Origin of the sequence: Nonomuraea sp. NPDC049421, from assembly GCF_040677005.1 — a bacterium.
GTDB classification, from domain to species: Bacteria; Actinomycetota; Actinomycetes; order Streptosporangiales; family Streptosporangiaceae; genus Nonomuraea; species Nonomuraea salmonea.
In genome coordinates this window covers 180,424-200,964 of record NZ_JBFAQA010000021.1, presented here as the reverse complement: position 1 = coordinate 200,964, position 20,541 = coordinate 180,424, and the positions used below count along the sequence as shown (strand labels likewise).

Genomic DNA, 20,541 nt, shown 5'->3' with positions numbered 1-20,541 from the left:
CGCTTGCGGCGCATCCGCTTGCGGCGCCCGCGCAGCGCGTTGCGTGCGCGGGCGCCTCAGGGGGTCAGCCGCCGCAGCCGCCGTTCGCCTTGCACTTGGCCACCAGTGCGTTGTGCTCGGCCTCCGTGGTGGCGAACTCGGTGACCTGGCTCTTGGGGTCGGTGGCGACGAAGAACAGCCACGGCCCCTTGGCGGGGTTGAGCGCCGCCTCGATGGCGTGGTCACCGGGGTTGGCGATGGGCCCCGGCGGCAGTCCCCCGTACTTGTACGTGTTGTACCGGGACTTGGTGTTCCGCGTCTCGGCGAAGGTCGCGTACGTGCCCTGCTTCTTCAGCGCGTACATGACCGTGCTGTCCATCGCCAGGTTCATCGGCAGCTTGAGCCGGTTGTAGATGACGCGGGCGATCTTCGGCATGTCCTCCTGCCGGCCCGCCTCCGCCTGCACGATGCTCGCGATGGTGATGAGCTCGTGCGGCGTGAAGCCGAGGTCCTTGGCGCCCGACTCGATGTCGTACTTCTCGGCCGTCTGGTTGTAGCGCTTGACCATGGCCGCCAGGATCTGCTTCGGCGTCGAGTTGGGCTGGAACTCGTACGTGGCGGGGAAGGCGTACCCCTCCAGCTTGCCCTTGGCGTACTTCGGCAGGTCGAGGCTCTCGACGTCCTTGGCCGCCGCGTTGAACTCCTCAAGCGGCTTGCCGGTCTTCTCCGCGAGCTGGGGAAGCGTCTGGGACAGCCGCAGGCCCTCGGCGATGGTGAAGGTGTCGCGCAGCCGCTTGTCGTGGTCGAGCATCTCGACGGCGCTGGCGGCGGACATCTTCTTGCGCAGCTTGTACTCGCCCGGCTGCAGCGAGCCGCTCTTCTTCGCGTTGGCGATGGCGTTGGTGAACGCTCTGGCGCTGGCCACGACCCCCTGCCGCTCCAGCTCCTGCGCCACGTCGGAGGCGCTCTGGCCGTCCTTGATCTCGATGACGACCTCGCCGGAGCCGGCGCCGGTGTAGTCATCGGGAGTGAGCGCGTCGCCGATCCGCGTGTAGGCGAAGTAGCCACCGCCGCCGAGGATGCCGGCCAGGACGATGAAGGCGAGCATCGGCGCGAGGAAGCCGCCCCGGTTGCGGCGCCGGCGACGGCGGCGCCCGCCTCCGCGTTTGCCGGCGCCCCGGGAGCGGCGCCGAGGCGAGCCTTCGTCGTCCTCGGGGCCGAGCAGAGTGTTCAGATCGAGATCGTTCATAGATGCGCTGGCCAATCTCCCGGCACTGCCCGCCAGGCGTCAAGCGGAACTGCCCAACCGGCTGGAGTCACCGAGCGAAACGGGGGAATCCGCCGGACGCACCACTCCGGCCGACGGGGATCACTCTGGGTAGCCATGCTAGGGGACGGAAAGAGGACGCATGCCCCGTTCTGGGGCTTTTGCGCGGGGACAGTGCGGGTCCCAACGAACATCAGCGTGTCCCGAGGTTCTTGTTCAACTCTTCCCGGTATCTCACGAACTCGCTCTCTTTGTTGGTGAATTTGGTGATTCTATGCGCGGGATCCGTGGTAACAAACCAGTGCCAATCGCCTTCAGCCGGGTTCAGGGCCGCCATCAGTGCCTTCTCGCCCGGATTGGCGATGGGGCCTGGGGGCAGCCCTTTATGCCGGTAGGTGTTGTAGGGAGAGTTCACCTTGGTGTCGCTCTCCGTGACTTTCAGCGTCCGCCGGTTCTGCGCGTACAGCACCGTGCTGTCGATCTCCAACGGGGTGCCCTTCGCCAACCGGTTGTAGATCACCCTAGCGATCTTCGGGTAGTCCTCGTCAGTGCCGCCCTCGGCCTGGATCATGCTCGCCACCGTGACCACTTCGAGCGGCGTCAGGTTCACCTGCCCCGCCTGCTCCTCCAGGCCCACGTGACGGGCCGCGGCCTCGAACCGCTCGGCCATCGCCGCCAGCACGTCCACGGCGGTGTCGCCGGGCTCGATCTCGTACGTGGCGGGGAACAGGAAGCCCTCCAGCCCGGGAGCGTACTTGGGCAGGCCGACGAGGGCCTTGTCCACCTTGCGCAGTTCCTCGACCGGCAGCCCGGCCAGCTTGGCCAGCCGGCTGAACACCTCCTGCACCCGCAGCCCCTCGGGCACGGTCACCCGCCGCACCACCCGCGAGGCGGGCTTGAGCAGCAGGTCGAGCGCCGCCGCCGCGGCCATGCCCTTGCGCAGCCGGTAGTGTCCCGGCCGTAGCCGGTCGCTCACCGCGCGCTGCTCGGTCACGTTCACGAACGACTGCGCGCTCGCCACCACCCCTGCCTCGGCCAGCGCCGCCCCGATCGCGTACGCGCTCGACCCCGGCGTGATCCGCACCGTCACCGCGCCGTTGCCCGGTCCCTCGAAGTCATCAGGACTCAGGTACGGCTTCACGACCGTGATGGCCCCCACGCCGATCGCCAGCGCCGCGGCCAGCAACCCGGCGGACAGCACCCCCACCTTCCGCCAAGCCTTCCGCCGCCCCGCAGCCACACCGTCCCCATCGAGTCCTGTGGAAGCGGAAGGGGAGGGGGAATGGGAAGTGGCCTGCTCATCAGAGGCGCTCCCCTGCTCGGCCCTCGGCTCCGCTCCCGCAGCCGCCCACCGCTCAGACCCCGGCTCCGCCCCAGCGGCAACCCGCTCCTCAGCCTCCGGCTCCGCCCCAGCAGCCCCCCGCCGCTCTGACCCCGGCTCCGCTCCAGGGGCAATCCGCTCCTCGGCGTCCCGTTGTGCCCCAGTCGCCGCCCGCCGCTCGGATCCCGGCTCCGCCTCAGCGGCGACCCGCTCCTTGGGGTCCGGCTGCGCTGCGGCTGCAGCCTGCCGATCGGGCTCGGCCAGCCCGTCTCGACCGGCCTCGGAGCCGGGCCGCTCCTCGGAGCCGGTCCGCTCCTCGGGCGCGGTTCGGGCCTCGGGCTCTGGATCTGTGCTGCCGGGCAGGTCTTCGCTGTCCTGGAAGGGGATCATGTCGCCGAGGTCGTCCTCGTCGCCCGGTGTCCTGTTCATGCGACCACCTCATCGGACACCCGATAGGAACGCTCCAAAGAGCTGCGAACAGCGGCCTCGGGACGGCACGCCCCGGCAGAGTCGCTCGCCACGCGGCACCGCGCGTACCCGGAGGACCGGTGTGCGTCTCCGCAGAAGTGGCGGGCGTGCTCGGAAGAGGGCAGCGTGAAAGTGGTGGCCCGAGCAGCGGGCCACCCGTCACGGGATGTGGGCGTGGGCGCGTTCATGAGGCAGGTCCGTCGGCCGCGCGGGGCGGTTCGACGGGCCTGCCTGGTGGTCTCTCCGTGGCGCGCTCGGAGTCGAGCGCGTCCTGCAGCAGCACGACGGCCGCCGCCTGGTCGACGACGCCGCGCTGCTTCTTGGCCCGTACGCCGCTGGCCCGCAGGCCCTGCTGCGCCGTGACCGTGGTCAGCCGCTCGTCGAACAGGCGGACGGGCGTGGGCGCCAGCCGCGCGGCGAGCCTGGCGGCGAACTCGCGCGCCAGCCCCGCGGCCTGCCCCTCACGCCCGGACAGCGAGGTGGGCAACCCCACCACGACCTCGATCGCCTCGTGCTCGTCGGCGATCGCGGCGATGCGGTCGAGGTCGCCCTTGCCCCGCCGCACGGTCTCGACCGGCGTGGCCAGCAACCCGGACGGGTCGCTGCGCGCCACGCCGATGCGTACAGAACCGACGTCGACGCCGATCCGTGAACCGAACCTCATGTCAGCCGAGCTGCCCCACGATCGCGTCGTCAACCAGGCGCAGCGCGTCGCTGATCGCCTCCGGTCGTGTGCCGCCGCCCTGCGCGACATCGTCCTTGCCGCCACCGCCACCCCCAAGAGCCTTGGCGGCGACGCCGACCAGCCGTCCGGCCTTGAGCCCCCGCTCGCGCCCCGCCTCGTTGACCGCGGCAACCACCACGGGCCGGTCGGAGGGGACGCCGACGATCACGATGACCGCCGGCCGGTCGGCCGGGAACCTGCCTCGTACATCAAGCGCGAGCTTACGCAGGTCATCGGCGCCGGTGCCATCAGGCGCGCGGTGTGTCACGACGGAGACGCCGCCCAGGTCACGGGCCTGCGACACCAGCTCGCCCGCCACCTGGAGCACCTGCGCGGAGCGCAGCCGCTCCAGCTCCTTCTCGGCGGTGCGCAGCCGGGTGACGATGCCCTCGATGCGCTCGGGCAGCTCTTCGCGGCGCGCCTTGAGCTGTTCGCTGAGCTGGTTGACCAGCACGCTCTCGCGGGCGAGGAAGCGGAAGGCGTCGATGCCGACGAGCGCCTCGACGCGGCGCACGCCCGCGCCGACCGACTGCTCGCCCAGCACCTTGACCAGGCCGAGCTGGCCGGAGCTGTGGACGTGGGTGCCGCCGCACAGCTCGCGGGAGTAGTCGCCGATCTCGACCACGCGGACCTCGTCGCCGTACTTCTCGCCGAACATGGCCAGCGCGCCCATCGCCCGCGCCTCCGCCTGGGAGGTGTAGAAGGCGTTGACCTTGAGGTCGTTGATGAGCACGGCGTTGACTTCGTCCTCGACGTCGCGCAGCACGCTCTGCGGCACCGCGCCCGCCGCGGTGAAGTCGAAGCGGAAGCGGCCGGGTGAGTTCTCGGAGCCGGCCTGCGCCGCCGTCTCGCCGAGCGCGTTCTTGAAGCCGCGGTGGACGAGGTGGGTGGCGCTGTGGCTGCGCGAGATCGCGCGGCGCCGCTCGATGTCGATCTCCGCCTGCGCCTCGTCGCCGACCCGCAGCTCACCGCTGCGGATCTTGCCGCGGTGCACGATGAGGCCCTTGAGCGGCGACTGCACGTCGACGACCTCGACCTCGGCCCCGCTCGTACGGATGACGCCCTGGTCGGCGAGCTGGCCACCGCCCTCGGCGTAGAACGGGGTGCGCTGCAGCACGACCTCGACCGTGCTGCCCGCGCCCGCCGCGGGGACGGGCAGGCCGTCGACGAGGACGCCGACGATGCGGGTGTCGGCCTCGGTCTCGTCGTAGCCGAGGAAGTCGACCTTGCCGGCGGACTCCAGCATCTGCCCGAACACGGAGATGTCGGCGTTGCCGGTCTTCTTCGCCGCCGCGTCGGCCTTGGCCGCCGCCCGCTGCTCCTTCATGAGCCGGCGGAAGCCCTCTTCGTCGACCTTGAGCCCGTGCTCGGCCGCCATCTCCAGCGTCAGGTCGATGGGGAAGCCGTAGGTGTCGTGGAGCTTGAACGCCTGGTCGCCGGGGATCGTGGTGCCCGACTTGCGCTTGGTCTCCTCGACGGCGACGTCGAAGATCGCGGTGCCGGTGCGCAGCGTGCCGAGGAACGACGCCTCCTCGGCGTCGATGACCGCGTGGATCTGCGGCGCGTCGGCCTTGAGCTGGTCGTACTGCTCGCCCATCACGTTGATCGCGACGTCGGTCAGCTCGTGCATGTAGCGCTCGTCGCCGGAGCCGAGCAGGCGCAGGTTGCGGATCGAGCGGCGCAGGATGCGGCGCAGGACGTAGCCGCGGCCCTCGTTGCCGGGCAGCACGCCGTCGGCGACCAGCATGGTGCCGGTGCGCACGTGGTCGGCGATGACCCGCAGGCTGACGTCGGCGCGCTGGTCGCGCCCGTAGCGGGTCTTGGTGAGCTCGGCCGCCTTGTCGAGGATCTTGTAGGTGGTGTCGATCTCGTAGATGTTGTCGACGCCCTGCAAGATCGCCGCCATGCGCTCGAGGCCCATGCCGGTGTCGATGTTCTTGCTCGGCAGCTCGCCGGAGATGTCGAAGTCGGTCTTGGACCGCACCGCGCTCAGCTGGTATTGCATGAACACGAGGTTCCAGACCTCGAGGTAGCGGTCCTCGTCGGCGACGGGGCCGCCCTCCTTGCCGTATTCGGGGCCGCGGTCGTAGTAGATCTCGGAGCACGGGCCGCCCGGGCCGGGCACGCCCATGTGCCAGTAGTTGTCCTCGAGGTCACGGCGCTGGATGCGGTGCTCGGGCAGGCCGACCTTGTTGCGCCAGATGTCGTACGCCTCGTCGTCCTCGAGGTAGACCGTCGCCCACAGCTTGTCCTCGGGGAAGCCGAAGCCGCCGTCGGACTCGGACCTGGTGAGCAGCTCCCACGCGTAGGGGATCACCTCGGCCTTGAAGTAGTCGCCGAAGGAGAAGTTGCCCAGCATCTGGAAGAACGTCGCGTGCCTGGTGGTCTTGCCGACCTCGTCGATGTCGGGCGTGCGGACGCACTTCTGGGCGGTGGCGAGCCGTGACCCCGGAGGCCTGCGCTGCCCCAGGAAGTACGGCTTGAACGGCACCATACCCGCGTTGACCAGGAGAAGCGTCGGGTCCTCAGCGATCAGGCTGGCCGAGGGCACTATGGTGTGCCCACGCTCCTCGAAGAAGCGCAGGAAGCGGCGCGCGATCTCTGCCGACTCCATGGTGGCCATCCTTTGCTGTAGTCAGTCGTGTTGTCGTGTTCGTCGAGCCGCCCGCCGTCGGCGGGCGAGCGTCATCCGGCGTTCTCAGCCTTGTCGAGGCCGAACCGGGCGCGCAACTCGGTTTCGCGCGCCGCGGCCTCGCCGAGCGCGTCGTGAGTAAAGTCTCTCACCTGCCGGAGCATGCCCGCGGCGCCGTCGGCCGTCCGCCGGGCGACGTGGTCGGGGTGGAGGGCCTGCAGGCGGCGCATCACCCAGAAGGCGAGGAACGCGCCCAGCGAGACGTAGAACATGCGTCTGATCATCGTGCGCGCTCCTGAACCCGGCTCCTGCTCGTCCGCACGGGGCGGCGCGGCCGGCGGGCCTCGATGGCCCTGCGCAGGCCGTAGCTCAGGGAGGACACCTTGATCAGCGGCCCGGTGAAGATGGTCTGCGTGACCGCGCTCAGCTTGGCCGCGTGGCCGCTGACCTGCTTGACGTCCTTGGCGATGGCCTCGACGGCGACGAGTTGCCTGTTGGTCTCGTTGACCGTCACGCTGACGTCGTCGAGCAGCGGCGCCAGGCGCTTGTTCAGGTCGGAGACCGCCTTGGTGGTCTCGTTGAGCAGCCGGGCGAGCTTGACGAGCACCATGGCCATGACGCACACCAGGACAACCCAGCCCGTGGCGGCGATCAGCCCGGCGACCTCTCCAGCGGTAAGCATCCGCGCATCTCCCTACGTACGCTGGGCCGGAACGTCAAGACCCTATCGCGTTCGGGTGACAACGTTAGTGCGGAAAGCTCCCCCGATCAGGCAGCCACGTCGGCTCCCGGGGTCCGCGCCGCCGCTCGCATGAGGGCGCGCGCGGCCCGGATCTCGGGCGCCACCAGCCGTTCCGGCATCGCCATGGCCGCCGCGCGCAGCGCCTTGAGCGCCGCGCCCGCCGCGTATCCGGCCGCCGCGTCGCCTGGGCAGCCGTACATGCTCCTGGCCCAGCCGGGCAGCGTGGCGAACGCGAGCGCGCCGACGGCGGGCAGGGTGCCGGGCCGCAGCGAGGGCGGCGGGGTGACGACGAGGCGCAGCAGCTCGCGTGCCTCGTCGGTGGCGGACAGGTGGGCGCGCATCCCGGTGAGGTGGTCGTCCAGCTCGCCCGCGCTGCCCGGCACGTCGGTGAGGCCGGCGAGGTACGCGGCGCGGCGCTGCTCGGCCACGTACGCGTCCCGCTCCCCCGCCGTCAGCGCCACTCCCGACAGCCGGGCGACCTCCAGGTGGGACGCCACTTCGGCGCAGTGGACCCAGCGCAGGCTCTCCGGCTCGTCCAGCCGGAACAGCGTGCCCGTCGAGGTGTCGAGCCCGATGAGACGGGCGTGCACCTCGCGGGCCCGCTCGTACGCCTCCTCGGCCTGCTCACGCGTCCCGAAGGTGCGCAGGCCGACGAACGCGAGCCGCCGCCGCAGATGCGCCCTGACCGCCTCGGCGTCGTCGAGCAGGTGGTTCTGGACGATGCCGCGGATCGTGCGCGGGTGCAGGGCCTGGAACTGGAAGGCGCGTACGGCCGCCGGCCAGGCAGGCGTCTCGGTGTGGACGCGCCAGGTGATCGATCGGGGGCCGAACAGGCCGCCGCCGGGGGTCACGGTCGGCTTCACAACGATCGTGATTCCCCGTGATCACAGACTTAGTACCACTTTGGACGATTCGCCGGCGAAGGTGTCACGACCCCCTGAGGAAGTCGCGGATCTTCGCCCACCGCTCGGCCACCGGCGCCTCGGCCCCGTGGCGGGTCGGCTGGTAGTAGCGCCGCTCGCGCACCTGCTCGGGCGCGTAGTCCTGGCGCACCAGCCCGTGGTCGTAGTCATGGGGGTAGCGGTAGCCGTCGCCGTGGCCCAGCTTGGCGGCCCCGGCGTAGTGGGCGTCGCGCAGGTGGCCGGGCACCTGGCCGATCAGCCCCTTGCGGACGTCGCCGATCGCCGCCCCGATGGCCTTGACGACGGCGTTGGACTTGGGCGCGGTGGCGCAGTGGATGACCGCGTGGGCCAGGTTGATCTGCCCCTCGGGCAGCCCGATGAGCTGCACCGCCTGCGCGGCGGCCACGGCGGTCTGCAGGCAGGTGGGGTCGGCCAGGCCGACGTCCTCGGAGGCGAAGATGACGATGCGGCGGGCGATGAAGCGCGGGTCCTCGCCGGCCTCGATCATGCGGGCGAGGTAGTGGAGCGCCGCGTCGGCGTCGGAGCCGCGCATCGACTTGATGAACGCGCTGATGACGTCGTAGTGCTGGTCGCCCTGCCGGTCGTAGCGTACGGCGGCCTTGTCGACGGCCTTCTCCACCACCTCCACGGTGATGTCGTCGGCCAGCAGCGCCGCCGCCTCCAGGTAGGTGAGCGACCGCCGGGCGTCGCCGCCCGCCAGGCGCACGAGGTGGTCGAGCGCCTCGGGCGCGAGCGTGTTGCGCCCGCCGAGCCCGCGCGGGTCGGACACGGCCCGCTCCAGCACCGCCCGCACGTCGTCGTCGGTCAGCGACTCCAGCGTGAGCAGCAGCGAGCGGGACAGCAGCGGCGAGATCACCGAGAAGAACGGGTTCTCCGTGGTGGCGCCGATGAAGGTGACCCAGCGGTTCTCCACGGCCGGCAGCAGGGCGTCCTGCTGGGCCTTGTTGAAGCGGTGCACCTCGTCGACGAACAGCACGGTCTGGCGGCCGGTCATGCCGAGCTCGCGGCGCGCCGAGTCGATGGCGGCGCGGACGTCCTTCACCCCGGCGGAGACGGCCGAGACCTCGACGAAGCGGCGCTCGGTGACATTGGAGACCACGTAGGCGAGCGTGGTCTTGCCGGTGCCGGGCGGCCCCCACAGGAACAGCGACATGGGAGCCTCGCTCTCGACCAGGCGCCGCAGCGGGGTGCCCGGCCCCAGCAGATGCCGCTGGCCGATCACCTCGTCGAGCGTGCGCGGACGCATGCGCACGGCGAGCGGCTGCGGGGTGGCCTCCTCGGCCGCCGAATCGAACAGGCTATCCACAACGCGAGATTACACGCTGTGGCAGGCCCGCTAGGACCACACGGCCCTGGCTCCCGAGTCCCCGGCCTGGAAGACGTAGAAGGCGGCCACGGCGGCCAGCAGGACGGTCAGCGCCGCGAGGACGACCGTGACGGGCCGGCCGAAGCGGTCGCCCGACAGGGAGTCCCGGGCGGGGCGGGAGGCGTACACGAGGAGCAGCGCGGACGCGCCGAGCCCGAGCACGGACAGCAGCAGCGGCACGGCGAAGCCCTCGTGCGCGGAGATGAGTGCCGCCATCTCGCCCTCGGCCGCGCCGAACCTGGCCTCCTTGAGGCTCTCGCCGCTCTGCCTGGCGGCGAACACGGCCGCGGGCGCCGTCAGGCAGAGCAGCACGACGGCCCACGCGGTGGAGGGGCGCCAGCGGGGCACGAGCGCGTACGCGAGCGCGACGACGACGAGCAGCGGCGTGAGCACGACGGCGAAGTGGACGATCAGGGGGTGGGCCGGAAGGCCGAGGATCTCGTCGAACATGGGGACTCCTTGGTTCTCCTTCACTTACGGTCCGCGCCGCCTGCAGGTTCGCGGCCTCAGCGGTCGCTTCGCTCGGCTTTCGCCACTTACGTCCGTCACATATCGAAGGCCGGTAGCATTCGCGGAGTTGTTTGGTCATACCTTGGCAAAGACGAGAGGACATAGCGGTGAGCGGCGACGACCGCCAGAGCGAAGAGGACCGCCAGAAAGAGCTGGCGCGGGAGCACAAGGAACGGCAGGCGAAGCGCGCCGCCGCGCAGACCGCCAAGGCGAGGCGGAACACCTTCATCGGCGCGGCCGTGGCTGTCGTCGTGGTCGCGGGCGGCATCTTCGCGGCGACCACCTTGGTCAACAACGAGCCCGACGAGGCTTCGGCGCAGGCGAGCCCCTCGGCCAGCGCCAGCACCCCGGCGACGCCCGAGACGCCCACTCCGACCAGGACCGGCCCCGTGACGTGCACGTACAAGCGGGACAAGTCGGTGCCCAACAAGTTCGTGGGCCTGCCGCCCAAGAAGCCGAACTTGAAGCTCAAGAAGATGACGATCGAGCTGAACCGCGGCAACGTCGTCGTCGACCTGATGACGAACGAGGCGCCGTGCGCGGTCAACTCGCTGAACTTCCTGTCGCGGAAGAAGTTCTACAACGACATGAAGTGCCACCGCCTGGTGACGCCCGAGGTGTCCGGCGTGCACATGCTGCAGTGCGGTGACCCGCTGGCCAAGGCCGACGGCAAGAACCCGACCGACGGCCAGGGCACCGCGGGCTACGTCTACGGCGACGAGAACTTCGAGATCCCGGTCGGCAAGGGCGTGGTGTTCATGACCCAGCCGGGTGACTCGGCCGGGCAGAACAACAGCCAGTTCGCGATCTCGCTGTCCGACGAGAACATGCAGATCGGCGCCGGCTACTCGGTCGTCGGCATCGTCAGCGAGGGCATGGAGATGCTGGAGGGCCTGGCCACCGGCCCCAAGGACCTGATCATCAACGAGGCCGACATCACCGGCGACGGCGGCACCACCGCACCGCGCAACCCGGTCGTCATCAAGCGCATCACCTTCTCCTGACACGCGGCCCTCGCCCCGCCCGTATGGGAGAACGGCCCGGGCGCCCCTTCACGGGGCGCCCGGGCCGTTCTCGTTCGCGGGACTACGCCTGCTTGGGCGCGGCGTCCACGCCCGCCTCCTTGCGCTGCTCCGTCGTGATCGGCGTGGGCGCGCCGGTCAGCGGGTCGAAGCCGGAGGCCGTCTTCGGGAACGCGATCACGTCGCGGATCGAGTCGCCGCCCGACAGCAGCATGCAGATGCGGTCCCAGCCGTAGGCGATGCCGCCGTGCGGGGGCGGGCCGTACTTGAACGCCTCGAGCAGGAAGCCGAACTTGCTCTCCGCCTCCTCCTTGGAGATGCCGAGCACGTCGAAGACGCGCTGCTGCATCTCGGCCCGGTGGATACGGATCGAGCCGCCGCCGATCTCCATGCCGTTGCAGACCATGTCGTAGGCGTAGGCCAGCGCCTCGCCAGGGTGGTCCTGGAAGTTGTCGGCCCACTCCGGCTTCGGCCCGGTGAACGGGTGGTGCACGGCCGTCCAGCCGCCCTCGCCGTCCTCCTCGAACATGGGCGCGTCGACGACCCACAGGAACGACCACTGCGACTCGTCGATCAGGTCGCAGCGCCGGCCGATCTCCAGCCGGGCCGCGCCGAGCAGGTCGCGGGCGGCGTTCTTGGCGCCGGCGGCGAAGAAGACGGCGTCGCCCGGCTGCGCGCCGACCTTGCCGGCCAGCCCGGACAGCTCCTGCTCCGACAGGTTCTTGGCGACCGGGCCGCCGAGCGTGCCGTCCTCCTGGACGAGCACGTAGGCCAGGCCCTTGGCGCCGCGCGAGCGGGCCCACTCCTGCCAGCCGTCGAGCTCCTTGCGGGTCTGGGATGCCCCGCCGGGCATGACGACGGCGCCGACGTAGTCGGCCTGGAAGACGCGGAACGAGGTGCCGGAGAAGTAGTCGGTCATCTCGACGAGCTCCTGGCCGAAGCGCAGGTCGGGCTTGTCGGAGCCGTAGCGGGCCATCGCGTCGGCGTACGTCATGCGCGGCAGCGGGGTCGGCAGCTCGTAGCCGGCGATCTCCTTCCACAGCCGGCCGACCAGCTTCTCGCCGACCTCGATGACGTCCTCCTGGTCGACGAACGACATCTCGACGTCGATCTGGGTGAACTCCGGCTGCCGGTCGGCCCGCAGGTCCTCGTCGCGGTAGCACTTGGCCAGCTGGTAGTAGCGCTCCAGGCCGGCCACCTGCAGCAGCTGCTTGAACAGCTGCGGCGACTGCGGCAGGGCGTACCAGTTGCCCGGCTGCAGCCGCACCGGCACCAGGAAGTCGCGCGCGCCCTCGGGCGTGGAGCGGGTCAGGGTGGGCGTCTCGACGTAGACGAAGCCGAGCTCGTGCATCACCTCGTTGGCGAGGTAGGTCGCCTTGGAGCGGGTGCGCATCGCGTTGGCCACCTGCTGCCGGCGGATGTCGAGGTAGCGGTATTTGAGCCGCGCCTCCTCCGACACCCCCACGTTGCCCTCGATCGGGAACGGCAGCGGCGCCGACTCGCTCAGCACCTCGACCGTGTCGGCCACCACCTCGATGGCGCCGGTGGGCAGCTCGGGGTTCTCGTTGCCCTCGGGCCGCACCCTGACCTTGCCGACGACCTGCACGCAGTATTCGGCGCGCAGGTCGTGGGCGTGGTCCTCCTCGCGGAAGACCACCTGCGCCGAGCCGGAGGCGTCGCGCAGGTCGATGAAGACGACACCGCCGTGGTCACGGCGGCGCGCCACCCATCCTGCGAGCGTCACCTGCTGCCCGGCGTGCTCCTCGCGGAGCGACCCGGCGGTATGCGTGCGGATCACTGCACTTTCCCTTCATGCGGATGAGTGAGGGGAGGCAGCGGCCCTGGCTCGCCGGTCACTGCACCTTCCCCTTCAAGACGTCGACGACCTTGGCCAGCGGCACCTCGGTCTGCTCGGCGGTGGCCAGGTCCTTCACTTGCACGGCCTCGGCGGCCAGGTCACGCTCGCCCAGGATCAGCGCGAACGCGGCGCCCGAGCGGCCGGCGCCCTTCATCGCGCCCTTGAGCCCCTTGCCGCCGAAGGCCATGTCGGCGCTGAGCCCGGCCGCGCGCAGCTCGTCGATGAGCAGGAACATGCGGCGCCGGGCGTCGTCACCCAGCGGGACACCGTACACCTGCACGCGCTCGTGTGCCGCGTCGTCGCCGAGCAGGCCCTCGGCCTCCATGGCCAGGAACGTGCGGTCGACGCCGAGCGCCCAGCCGACGCTGGGCAGCGGCGGCCCGTCGAGCATCTCGCTGAGCCCGTCGTAGCGGCCGCCGCCGCCGACGGCCGACTGCGAGCCGAGCCCGTCGTGGACGAACTCGAACGTGGTGCGGGTGTAGTAGTCGAGGCCGCGCACCAGACGCGGGTCGTCCTCGAAGGCGACGCCGGAGGCGCTCAGCAGGGCGCGCACCTCCTCGTGGTACGCCCGGCACTCGGCGCACAGGTGGTCGACCACCAGCGGCGCGCCGGCGAGCTGGGCCTGCACCTCGGGCCGCTTGTCGTCGAGCACCCGCAGCGGGTTGATCTCGATGCGGGCCCTGGTGTCGGCGTCGAGGTCGAGCCCGCGCAGGAACTCCTGCAGCGCGGCGCGGTAGGCAGGCCGGCAGTTCTTGTCGCCGAGCGAGTTGAGCAGCAGCCGGACATCGCGCAGCCCGAGCGAGGCGAAGCCGCGCGCGCCGAGCACGATCAATTCGGCGTCGAGCGCGGGGTCCTCGGCGCCCAGCGCCTCCGCGCCGACCTGCCAGAAGTGGCGGTAGCGGCCCTTCTGGGCGCGCTCGTAGCGGAACTGGCTGCCGGAGTACCACAACTTCACCGGCAGCTGCCCGGTGTGCAGGTTGTGCTGAAGCACCGCACGGACCACCGAGGCGGTGCCCTCGGGGCGCAGCGTCAGCGAGCGGCCCGCCTTGTCGGGGAAGGTGTACATCTCCTTGGAGACGATGTCGGTCGACTCGCCTACGCCCCTGGCGAACAGCTGGGTGTCTTCGAAGACCGGCGTCTCGATGTAGCCGTAGCCGGCGAGGCGCAGCGGCGCGGCCAGCGCCTCGCGTACGGCGAGGACCCGCTCGGAGCGGGGTGGCAGCCAGTCGAAGGTGCCTTTCGGTGCTTGGAAGCTCATTAGATCCCTCGTGTGGGACCGGCGTGCGGCGCTGCTTCCTTGAGATATGGGTTGGTCGCGCGCTCGCGGCCGATCGTGGTCTGTGGTCCGTGGCCCGGCAGGACGACCGTATCGTCCGGCAGCGGCAGACACTTGGTAGCCAGGCTGCTCAGGATGGTCGCGTAGTCGCCGCCGGGAAGGTCGGTGCGGCCGATGGAGCCGGCGAACAGCAGGTCGCCCGAGAACATGATCTCGTCGCCGGGCAGCCGGAAGCTCACCGACCCCCTGGTATGGCCTGGCGTGTGATCGACCACGAGCTCCAGCCCCGCGAGCGGCAGCACGGCGCCGTCTGACAGCTCGCGCACGTCGTCGGGCTCGCTCAGCGTGAGGCCGCCGAACAGCGACGCGCTGGTGTCGGACCAGCCCGCGGCCGGGTCGCTCAGCAGGTGGCGGTCGTCGGGGTGGATCCAGGCGGGCACGTCGCGCGCGCCGCAGACGGGGGCCACCGACCAGACGTGATCGAGGTGGCCGTGGGTGAGCAGGACGGCGACGGGCTTGAGCCGGTGCTCGCGCAGCAGCTCGTCGACCCCCTCGACGGCGTCCTGACCAGGATCGACGATGACGCACTCCTCGCCGGCCGCGGGCGCGACTACGTAACAATTGGTCTGGAAGGCCCCTGCGGGGAAGCCGGCGATGAGCATCTGCCTCAGGTGATCTCGTCGAAAAGCCAATGGGAATGTAACCGAAGGGTACCGGTGCGGGTCGCCGGGCTGCGAATCATTACCCGTTGGCCGATACGATTCGCCCACCTCAGTTGATTGACTATGGGAGGCAAAGCGGTGGCCACGGGGAAGGACCGGCAGAAGCAGCTGGCACGCGAGCACTACGAGCGGCAGATGCAGCGCCGCATCGAGCGTGAGCAGAAGGCCAAGCGCACGGCGATCATCGGCTCCACCGCGGGCGTGGTGGTCGTGGTCGGCGGCATCGTGGCCGCGGTCGCGCTGCTCGGGGGCAACGACCCGGGCACCGAGGCGGCCGCCTCGCCCTCCGCGACGGCCGCGGAGACGGCTCCGGCGTCGGAGAACACGGGGCCGAAGCCCTACGACGCGGCGACGGGCACGTGCGACTACGTCAAGGACACCTCAGGCGGTCAGGTCAAGGACGTCGGCATGCCGCCGGCCAAGGTCACGACCGAGCCCGCCACGAAGAAGATGACGATCGACACCAACCTCGGTGAGATCGTCGTCGAGCTGAACAACGCCAAGGCTCCCTGCACCACCAACTCGCTGGAGTTCCTGGCGGAGAAGAAGTACTACGACGGCAGCAAGTGCCACCGGCTCGGCAGCGAGAAGTTCCCCATGCTGCAGTGCGGCGACCCGACCGCCAAGGCCGACGGCAAGAGCCAGGACGGCTCGGGCGGCCCCGGTTACGTCATGGCCGAGGAGAACCTCCAGGGCGCCCAGTACAAGCGCGGCGTGATGGCGATGGCCAAAACCTCCGCGCCGGGCAGCACGGGCAGCCAGTTCTTCCTCGTTTACGGCGACATCGGCCTCACCCCGGATTACACGCCGGTGGGTACGATCACCAAGGGGCTCGACATCCTGGACAAGGTGAACAAAGCAGGCGTGATCGCCGACGCGGGAGATGGGACAGGAGCACCTAAGCAAACCGTCGAAATCAAAGACGTGACAATCGCCGGCAAGAGCTGACGTAATACAAACTAGGGACGAAGTAGTCCCGAAGGGTCTGATGGATAGTGCGGGAGGACACGGTGAGCACCGACCCGTGGGGCCGGGTAGACGACGACGGCACCGTCTACGTGCGTACGGCTGAGGGAGAGCGGGCCGTCGGCTCCTGGCAGGCCGGTGAACCCGAAGAGGCACTGGCCTACTTCCATCGCAAGTACGACGAGCTGGCCGGTCAGGTCCAGCTCCTCGAACAGCGCGTCAGGGGCACCGACCTCGCTCCGGCCCAGGCCGAGGCCGGCATCGCCAAGCTGCGCGAAGCCGTGGCCGACGCCCACGCCGTCGGCGACCTGGCCGCGCTGACGGCCAGGCTCGACGGGCTGACCGAGCTGGTGGCCCAGCGCCGCGAGGAGGTCAAGGCCGCGCGCGAGCAGGCGCGGGCCGAGGCCAGGGCGGTCAAGGAGCGGATCGTCGGCGAGGCCGAGCGCATCGCCGAGGAGACCACCCACTGGAAGTCGGGCGGCGAACGGCTGCGCCAGCTCGTGGAGGAGTGGAAGGCGGCCGACCGCATCGACCGCGCCACCGAGGCCACGCTGTGGAAGCGGCTGTCGGCGGCCCGCACGGCGTTCGCCAAGCGGCGTAAGGCGTACTTCGCGGGGCTCGACGAGCAGCGGGAGGGCGTGCGCGCGGAGAAGGAGCGCATCGTCGCCGAGGCCGAGTCGCTGTCCGGCTCCACCGACTGGGGCCCCACCGCGGCCGTCTACCGCGACCTCATGCAGCAGTGGAAGAACGCGGGGCGCGCCTCGCGCGAGGCCGAGGACGAGCTGTGGGGCCGCTTCAAGGCCGCTCAGGACCAGTTCTTCCAGGCGCGCTCGGCGGTGTTCGCCGAGCGTGACGCCTCGCTGGCGGCCAACGCGGTGGTCAAGGAGGAGCTGCTGGCCGAGGCCGAGAAGATCCTGCCGGTCACCGACGTGCGCACGGCCAGGGCCGCGCTGCGCAGCATCCTCGAGCGCTGGGAGGCCGCGGGCCCCGTGCCGCGCGACCAGCGCGACCGCCTGGAGGGCGGGCTGCGCCGGGTGGACGAGGCCGTGCGAAAGGCCGAGGACGCCGAGTGGAAGCGCTCCAACCCCGAGGCGAGGGCGCGCGCCCAGAGCACCGTCGACCAGCTGCGCACCTCCATCGAGCAGCTGGAGAAGCGCCTGGGCAAGGCGCAGGCCGCCGGCCGGGCGAAGGACGTCAAGGAGGCCGAGGAGGCGCTCACCGCCCGCCGTTCCTGGCTGGCGGAGGCGGAGCGCACGCTGGCCGAGTTCAGCTGATCCGGCGCGGGGTCCCTTCTCACGAGGGCCCCTCGCCGGTCGCCATGCGGGCCGCCGTCGCCGAATCGGGCGGCGTGCGACGGGGCCCGCGATCTAGGCTGTGCGGCATGGATCCCGTCACCGCCGCGCGCGCCTTCGTCGAAGAGACGTTCCCGGGAGCCCTGTACGCCTTCGTCGGCGGCAGCGTGCTCACCGAGCGCCGCACCAGCACCTCCGATCTCGACATCATCGTGGTGCTCGACGGTCTCGACCGCCCCTACCGCGAGAGCCTGCGCTGGCGTGACTGGCCGATCGAGCTGTTCGCGCACAGCGAGACCAGCCTGGCGGCCTACATCGAGCGCGACTTCGCGGCCCGCAGGCCGACGCTGGCCCGCATCTGCTCCGAGGGCGCGGTGCTGACCGACAGGACCGGCGGCCGGGCCAGCGACCTGCAGGCGGCCCTGGGCGAGCGGGTCTCGGCCGGTCCGGGCGGTCAGCCCGCCGGGCAGTCGGAGCGGGCCCGCTACGTGCTGTCCGACCTGCTCGACGACCTCGCCGGCGCCACCGACCCGGGCGAGGCGGCGTTCATCGGATGGGAGGTCGTGCAGGCCACCGCGAGGGCGGCGCTCGGCGCGGGCGGCAGGTGGCAGGGCACCGGCAAGTGGCTGCTGCGCGAGCTGCGCGCCCACGACCCCGAGCTGGCCGGCGAGCTGCTGAAGGTGCACGACGACCCCGTACGCCTGGCCGCCGTCGCCACGCGCGTGCTCGAACGGGCCGGAGGGCGCCTCTGGGAGGGCTACCGGGACCAGGGTGACCCCTTCCACCAGACCCTGCGTCACGTGGCCGCAGGAGAGCTCTCCGGCGAGACGGCGCAGAGCTCGGGCATGCGGCGCCTGGCCGCCGTCAGCGGCGCCACCACCGGCTCGTCACGGCTGTGGATGGGCCAGACGCACGTCGCGCCCGCCACCCGCTCGTCCGACCACCACCACGGCGCCTCCGAGACCGCCATATACGTCGTCAGCGGCACGCCGTCGTTCGTGTTCCTGGACGACGACAGGGAGACCCGCATCGACGCGCGGCCCGGCGACTACGTGTTCGTGCCGCCGTACGTGCCGCACCGAGAGGAGAACCCCGACCCCTCGCAGGAGGCGGTCGTGGTGATCGCGCGCAGCACACAGGAGGCCATCGTGGTCAACCTGCCGGGCCTGCGCCGCTGAGCCGTCAACGCCGAGCCGTCGACACCGAGCCCTCGACACCGAGCCGTCGGCACCGAGCCGTCAGCTGCCCGCGCCGCTGACCCGGTAGACGTCGAAGACGCCCTGGATGCTGCGCACGGCCTTGAGCACGTGGCCGAGGTGCTTGGGGTCGCCCATCTCGAAGGTGAACTTGCTGATCGCCACCCGGTCGCGCGAGGTCGTGACCGACGCGCTCAAAATGTTGACGTGCTGGTCGGACAGCGTGCGGGTGACGTCGGACAGCAGCCGGGGCCGGTCGAGCGCCTCGACCTGGATCGCCACCAGGAACACGCTGTCGTCGCTCGGCGACCAGCTCACCTCGACCAGCCGGTCGGGCTGCTCCCGCAGCTGCTGCACGTTCGTGCAGTCGGCCCGGTGCACCGAGACGCCGTGGCCGCGGGTGACGAAACCGACGATCTCGTCGCCCGGCACCGGGGTGCAGCACTTCGACAGGCGTACCCATACGTCGGCGTCGCCCGCCACCACCACGCCGGCGCCGCCACCGCCGCGGGGGCGGCCGCGCAGCCGGGTCGGCAGCGAGGTCTCGGCGATGTCCTCCTCCGCGCTGTCGACCCCGCCGATCGAGGCCACCAGCTTCTGCACCACCGACTGGGCCGCGATGTGGCCCTCGCCGACCGCCGCGTAGAGCGCGGAGACGTCGGGGTAGCGCAGGTCACGGGCCAGCGCCAGCAGCGCCTCGCCGGACATCAGGCGCTGCAGCGGCAGGCCCTGCTTGCGCATCGCCCGGCCGATGGCCTCCTTGCCCGCCTCGATCGCGGTCTCGCGGCGCTCCTTCGAGAACCACTGCCGGATCTTGTTGCGGGCCCTGCCCGACTTGACGAACTTCAGCCAGTCGCGCGACGGCCCCGCGTCGGGCGACTTGGAGGTGAAGATCTCCACCGTGTCGCCGTTGCCGAGCCGCGACTCCAGCGGCACCAGCCGGCCGTTGACCCGGGCGCCGATGCAGCGGTGGCCCACCTCGGTGTGCACCGCGTAGGCGAAGTCGACCGGCGTGGCGCCCTCGGGCAGCGCGATGACCTGGCCCTTGGGGGTGAAGACGTAGACCTCGGAGACCGACAGGTCGAAGCGCAGCGACTCGAGGAACTCGCCCGGGTCGGAGGTCTCCTTCTGCCAGTCGAGGAGCTGGCGCAGCCAGGCCATGTCGCTGCCCGGCTTGACCTTGCCCGTGGGGCCGGGGCTGCCGACCTCCTCTTTGTACTTCCAGTGCGCGGCGACGCCGTATTCGGCCCTGTGGTGCATCGCGTGGGTGCGGATCTGCAGCTCGACCGGCTTGCCCTCGGGACCGATCACCGTGGTGTGCAGCGACTGGTACATGTTGAACTTGGGCATCGCTATGTAGTCTTTGAACCGCCCCGGCACCGGGTTCCACCTCGCGTGGATGGTGCCGAGCGCGGCATAGCAGTCGCGTACGGAGTCGACCAGCACGCGGATGCCCACCAGGTCGTAGATGTCGTCGAACGCGACGTCGCGGGCGATCATCTTCTGGTAGACCGAGTAGTAGTGCTTCGGCCGGCCCTTGACCACCGCGCGGATCCTCGCCTCGCGCAGGTCGCCCGAGACCTTCTCGATGACCTCCTGCAGGAACAGGTCGCGGCGCGGCGCCCGCTCCGACACCATGCGCGCGATCTCGTCGTAGCGCTTGGGGTAGAGCATGGCGAACGCGAGGTCCTCGAGCTCCCACTTGATCGTGTTCATGCCCAGGCGGTGGGCCAGCGGGGCGAAGATCTCCAGCGTCTCGCGCGACTTCTGGTGGCGCTTGTGCTCGGGGAGGTAGCGCATCGTGCGCATGTTGTGCAGCCGGTCGGCCAGCTTGATGATCAGCACCCGGATGTCGCGCGACATCGCCACGACCATCTTGCGCACGGTCTCGGCCTGCGCCGCGTCGCCGAACTTCACCTTGTCGAGCTTGGTGACGCCGTCGACCAGCGACGCGATCGTGTCGCCGAAGTCGCCCCGCAGCTCGTCGAGCGAGTAGGCGGTGTCCTCGACCGTGTCGTGCAGCAGCGCCGCGCACAGCGTCTCGTCGTCGGTGCCGAGCTCGGCCAGGATCGTCGCGACGGCCAGCGGGTGGGTGATGTAGGGGTCGCCCGACTTCCGCTTCTGGTCGCGGTGGTGGTAGGCGGCCATGTCGTAGGCACGCTCGATCACCCGCAGGTCGGCCTTGGGGTGGGTGGCGCGGACCGTACGGAACAGCGGCTCCAGCACCGGATTCATCGCCCCACCCCCAAAACGCCGGCGGCGCACCGACGGCACACC

17 protein-coding genes are annotated in these 20,541 nt (G+C 70.7%); 4 read left to right on the top strand and 13 right to left on the bottom strand.

Going from position 1 to position 20,541, the window contains the following annotated elements; genetic code table 11:
- Window positions 1-64: 64 nt before the first annotated feature.
- The 9 genes from mltG (AB0K18_RS31925) to AB0K18_RS31885 all read right to left on the bottom strand — a co-directional run bounded on the left by mltG (AB0K18_RS31925) (window position 65) and on the right by AB0K18_RS31885 (window position 9,872).
- Window positions 65-1,228, bottom strand: a complete 1,164-nt coding sequence (gene mltG / locus AB0K18_RS31925; protein ID WP_364921670.1) for an endolytic transglycosylase MltG — start codon at window positions 1,226-1,228, stop codon at window positions 65-67.
- A 211-nt stretch (window positions 1,229-1,439) separates the two neighbouring features.
- Window positions 1,440-2,453 (bottom strand): endolytic transglycosylase MltG, encoded by a 1,014-nt coding sequence (gene mltG, locus AB0K18_RS31920; RefSeq protein WP_364921668.1) that lies wholly within the window; start codon window positions 2,451-2,453, stop codon window positions 1,440-1,442.
- Between the two features lie 766 nt (window positions 2,454-3,219).
- Complete coding sequence (gene ruvX, locus AB0K18_RS31915; RefSeq protein ID WP_364921664.1) at window positions 3,220-3,699, bottom strand: Holliday junction resolvase RuvX; 480 nt, start codon at window positions 3,697-3,699, stop codon at window positions 3,220-3,222.
- Window position 3,700: 1 nt separating this feature from the next.
- Window positions 3,701-6,373: an alanine--tRNA ligase gene (gene alaS / locus AB0K18_RS31910; protein WP_364921661.1), complete on the bottom strand. Its 2,673-nt coding sequence runs from the start codon at window positions 6,371-6,373 to the stop codon at window positions 3,701-3,703.
- A 71-nt stretch (window positions 6,374-6,444) separates the two neighbouring features.
- A complete protein-coding gene (locus AB0K18_RS31905) occupies window positions 6,445-6,675 on the bottom strand; it encodes a hypothetical protein (RefSeq protein ID WP_364921658.1) in 231 nt (76 codons plus the stop codon).
- Window positions 6,672-7,073, bottom strand: a complete 402-nt coding sequence (locus AB0K18_RS31900) for a DUF948 domain-containing protein (RefSeq protein WP_345386310.1) — start codon at window positions 7,071-7,073, stop codon at window positions 6,672-6,674. Before AB0K18_RS31900 ends, AB0K18_RS31905 begins: the two co-directional genes overlap by 4 nt.
- An 86-nt stretch (window positions 7,074-7,159) precedes the next feature.
- The gene (locus AB0K18_RS31895) at window positions 7,160-7,996 is read right to left on the bottom strand and encodes an oxygenase MpaB family protein (protein ID WP_364921656.1); all 837 of its coding nucleotides are present in this window, start codon (window positions 7,994-7,996) and stop codon (window positions 7,160-7,162) included.
- Between the two features lie 64 nt (window positions 7,997-8,060).
- Entirely contained in the window at window positions 8,061-9,362 is a 1,302-nt protein-coding gene (locus AB0K18_RS31890; protein WP_364921654.1) for a replication-associated recombination protein A, read from the bottom strand.
- A 30-nt stretch (window positions 9,363-9,392) separates the two neighbouring features.
- The gene (locus tag AB0K18_RS31885) at window positions 9,393-9,872 is read right to left on the bottom strand and encodes a DUF2231 domain-containing protein (RefSeq protein ID WP_364921652.1); all 480 of its coding nucleotides are present in this window, start codon (window positions 9,870-9,872) and stop codon (window positions 9,393-9,395) included.
- A 167-nt stretch (window positions 9,873-10,039) separates the two neighbouring features.
- Here AB0K18_RS31885 and AB0K18_RS31880 point away from each other — a divergent pair, with 167 nt between their 5' ends.
- Window positions 10,040-10,936, top strand: a complete 897-nt coding sequence (locus AB0K18_RS31880; RefSeq protein WP_364921649.1) for a peptidylprolyl isomerase — start codon at window positions 10,040-10,042, stop codon at window positions 10,934-10,936.
- A gap of 82 nt (window positions 10,937-11,018) precedes the next feature.
- On the opposite strand, the gene aspS is transcribed toward AB0K18_RS31880, so the two are convergent.
- The 3 genes from aspS to AB0K18_RS31865 are packed head-to-tail and all read right to left on the bottom strand — an operon-like array spanning window position 11,019 to window position 14,750.
- A complete protein-coding gene (gene aspS / locus AB0K18_RS31875; RefSeq protein ID WP_364921646.1) occupies window positions 11,019-12,752 on the bottom strand; it encodes an aspartate--tRNA ligase in 1,734 nt (577 codons plus the stop codon).
- Between the two features lie 55 nt (window positions 12,753-12,807).
- Window positions 12,808-14,070: a histidine--tRNA ligase gene (hisS, locus tag AB0K18_RS31870; RefSeq protein ID WP_364555879.1), complete on the bottom strand. Its 1,263-nt coding sequence runs from the start codon at window positions 14,068-14,070 to the stop codon at window positions 12,808-12,810.
- The gene (locus AB0K18_RS31865) at window positions 14,070-14,750 is read right to left on the bottom strand and encodes an MBL fold metallo-hydrolase (protein WP_364921643.1); all 681 of its coding nucleotides are present in this window, start codon (window positions 14,748-14,750) and stop codon (window positions 14,070-14,072) included. The genes hisS and AB0K18_RS31865 overlap by 1 nt, the downstream gene beginning before the upstream one ends.
- Before the next feature lie 138 nt (window positions 14,751-14,888).
- Here AB0K18_RS31865 and AB0K18_RS31860 point away from each other — a divergent pair, with 138 nt between their 5' ends.
- From AB0K18_RS31860 to AB0K18_RS31850, 3 genes are all read left to right on the top strand, one after another.
- Window positions 14,889-15,758: a peptidylprolyl isomerase gene (locus AB0K18_RS31860; RefSeq protein ID WP_364921641.1), complete on the top strand. Its 870-nt coding sequence runs from the start codon at window positions 14,889-14,891 to the stop codon at window positions 15,756-15,758.
- A 62-nt stretch (window positions 15,759-15,820) separates the two neighbouring features.
- Window positions 15,821-17,050, top strand: coding sequence for a DUF349 domain-containing protein (locus AB0K18_RS31855; RefSeq protein ID WP_364921639.1), 1,230 nt, complete (start codon window positions 15,821-15,823; stop codon window positions 17,048-17,050).
- 107 nt (window positions 17,051-17,157) lie between these two features.
- Complete coding sequence (locus AB0K18_RS31850; protein WP_364921636.1) at window positions 17,158-18,246, top strand: cupin domain-containing protein; 1,089 nt, start codon at window positions 17,158-17,160, stop codon at window positions 18,244-18,246.
- Between the two features lie 60 nt (window positions 18,247-18,306).
- Here the strand turns inward: AB0K18_RS31850 and AB0K18_RS31845 are convergent, their stop codons facing one another.
- Window positions 18,307-20,499 carry a bifunctional (p)ppGpp synthetase/guanosine-3',5'-bis(diphosphate) 3'-pyrophosphohydrolase gene (locus AB0K18_RS31845; protein ID WP_364921634.1) on the bottom strand — a complete coding sequence of 731 codons (2,193 nt, stop codon included), beginning with the start codon at window positions 20,497-20,499 and terminating at the stop codon, window positions 18,307-18,309.
- Window positions 20,500-20,541 lie beyond the last annotated feature (42 nt).

Bases quoted from the DNA above. Each gene is read 5' to 3' on its own strand.
- AB0K18_RS31845 (WP_364921634.1), bottom strand. From the start codon at position 20,499: ATGAATCCGGTGCTGGAGCCGCTGTTCCGTACGGTCCGCGCCACCCAC.
- alaS (WP_364921661.1), bottom strand. From the start codon at position 6,373: ATGGAGTCGGCAGAGATCGCGCGCCGCTTCCTGCGCTTCTTCGAGGAG.
- hisS (WP_364555879.1), bottom strand. From the start codon at position 14,070: ATGAGCTTCCAAGCACCGAAAGGCACCTTCGACTGGCTGCCACCCCGC.
- AB0K18_RS31865 (WP_364921643.1), bottom strand. From the start codon at position 14,750: ATGCTCATCGCCGGCTTCCCCGCAGGGGCCTTCCAGACCAATTGTTAC.
- mltG (WP_364921670.1), bottom strand. From the start codon at position 1,228: ATGAACGATCTCGATCTGAACACTCTGCTCGGCCCCGAGGACGACGAA.
- AB0K18_RS31905 (WP_364921658.1), bottom strand. From the start codon at position 6,675: ATGATCAGACGCATGTTCTACGTCTCGCTGGGCGCGTTCCTCGCCTTC.
- AB0K18_RS31850 (WP_364921636.1), top strand. From the start codon at position 17,158: ATGGATCCCGTCACCGCCGCGCGCGCCTTCGTCGAAGAGACGTTCCCG.
- AB0K18_RS31900 (WP_345386310.1), bottom strand. From the start codon at position 7,073: ATGCTTACCGCTGGAGAGGTCGCCGGGCTGATCGCCGCCACGGGCTGG.
- ruvX (WP_364921664.1), bottom strand. From the start codon at position 3,699: ATGAGGTTCGGTTCACGGATCGGCGTCGACGTCGGTTCTGTACGCATC.
- AB0K18_RS31885 (WP_364921652.1), bottom strand. From the start codon at position 9,872: ATGTTCGACGAGATCCTCGGCCTTCCGGCCCACCCCCTGATCGTCCAC.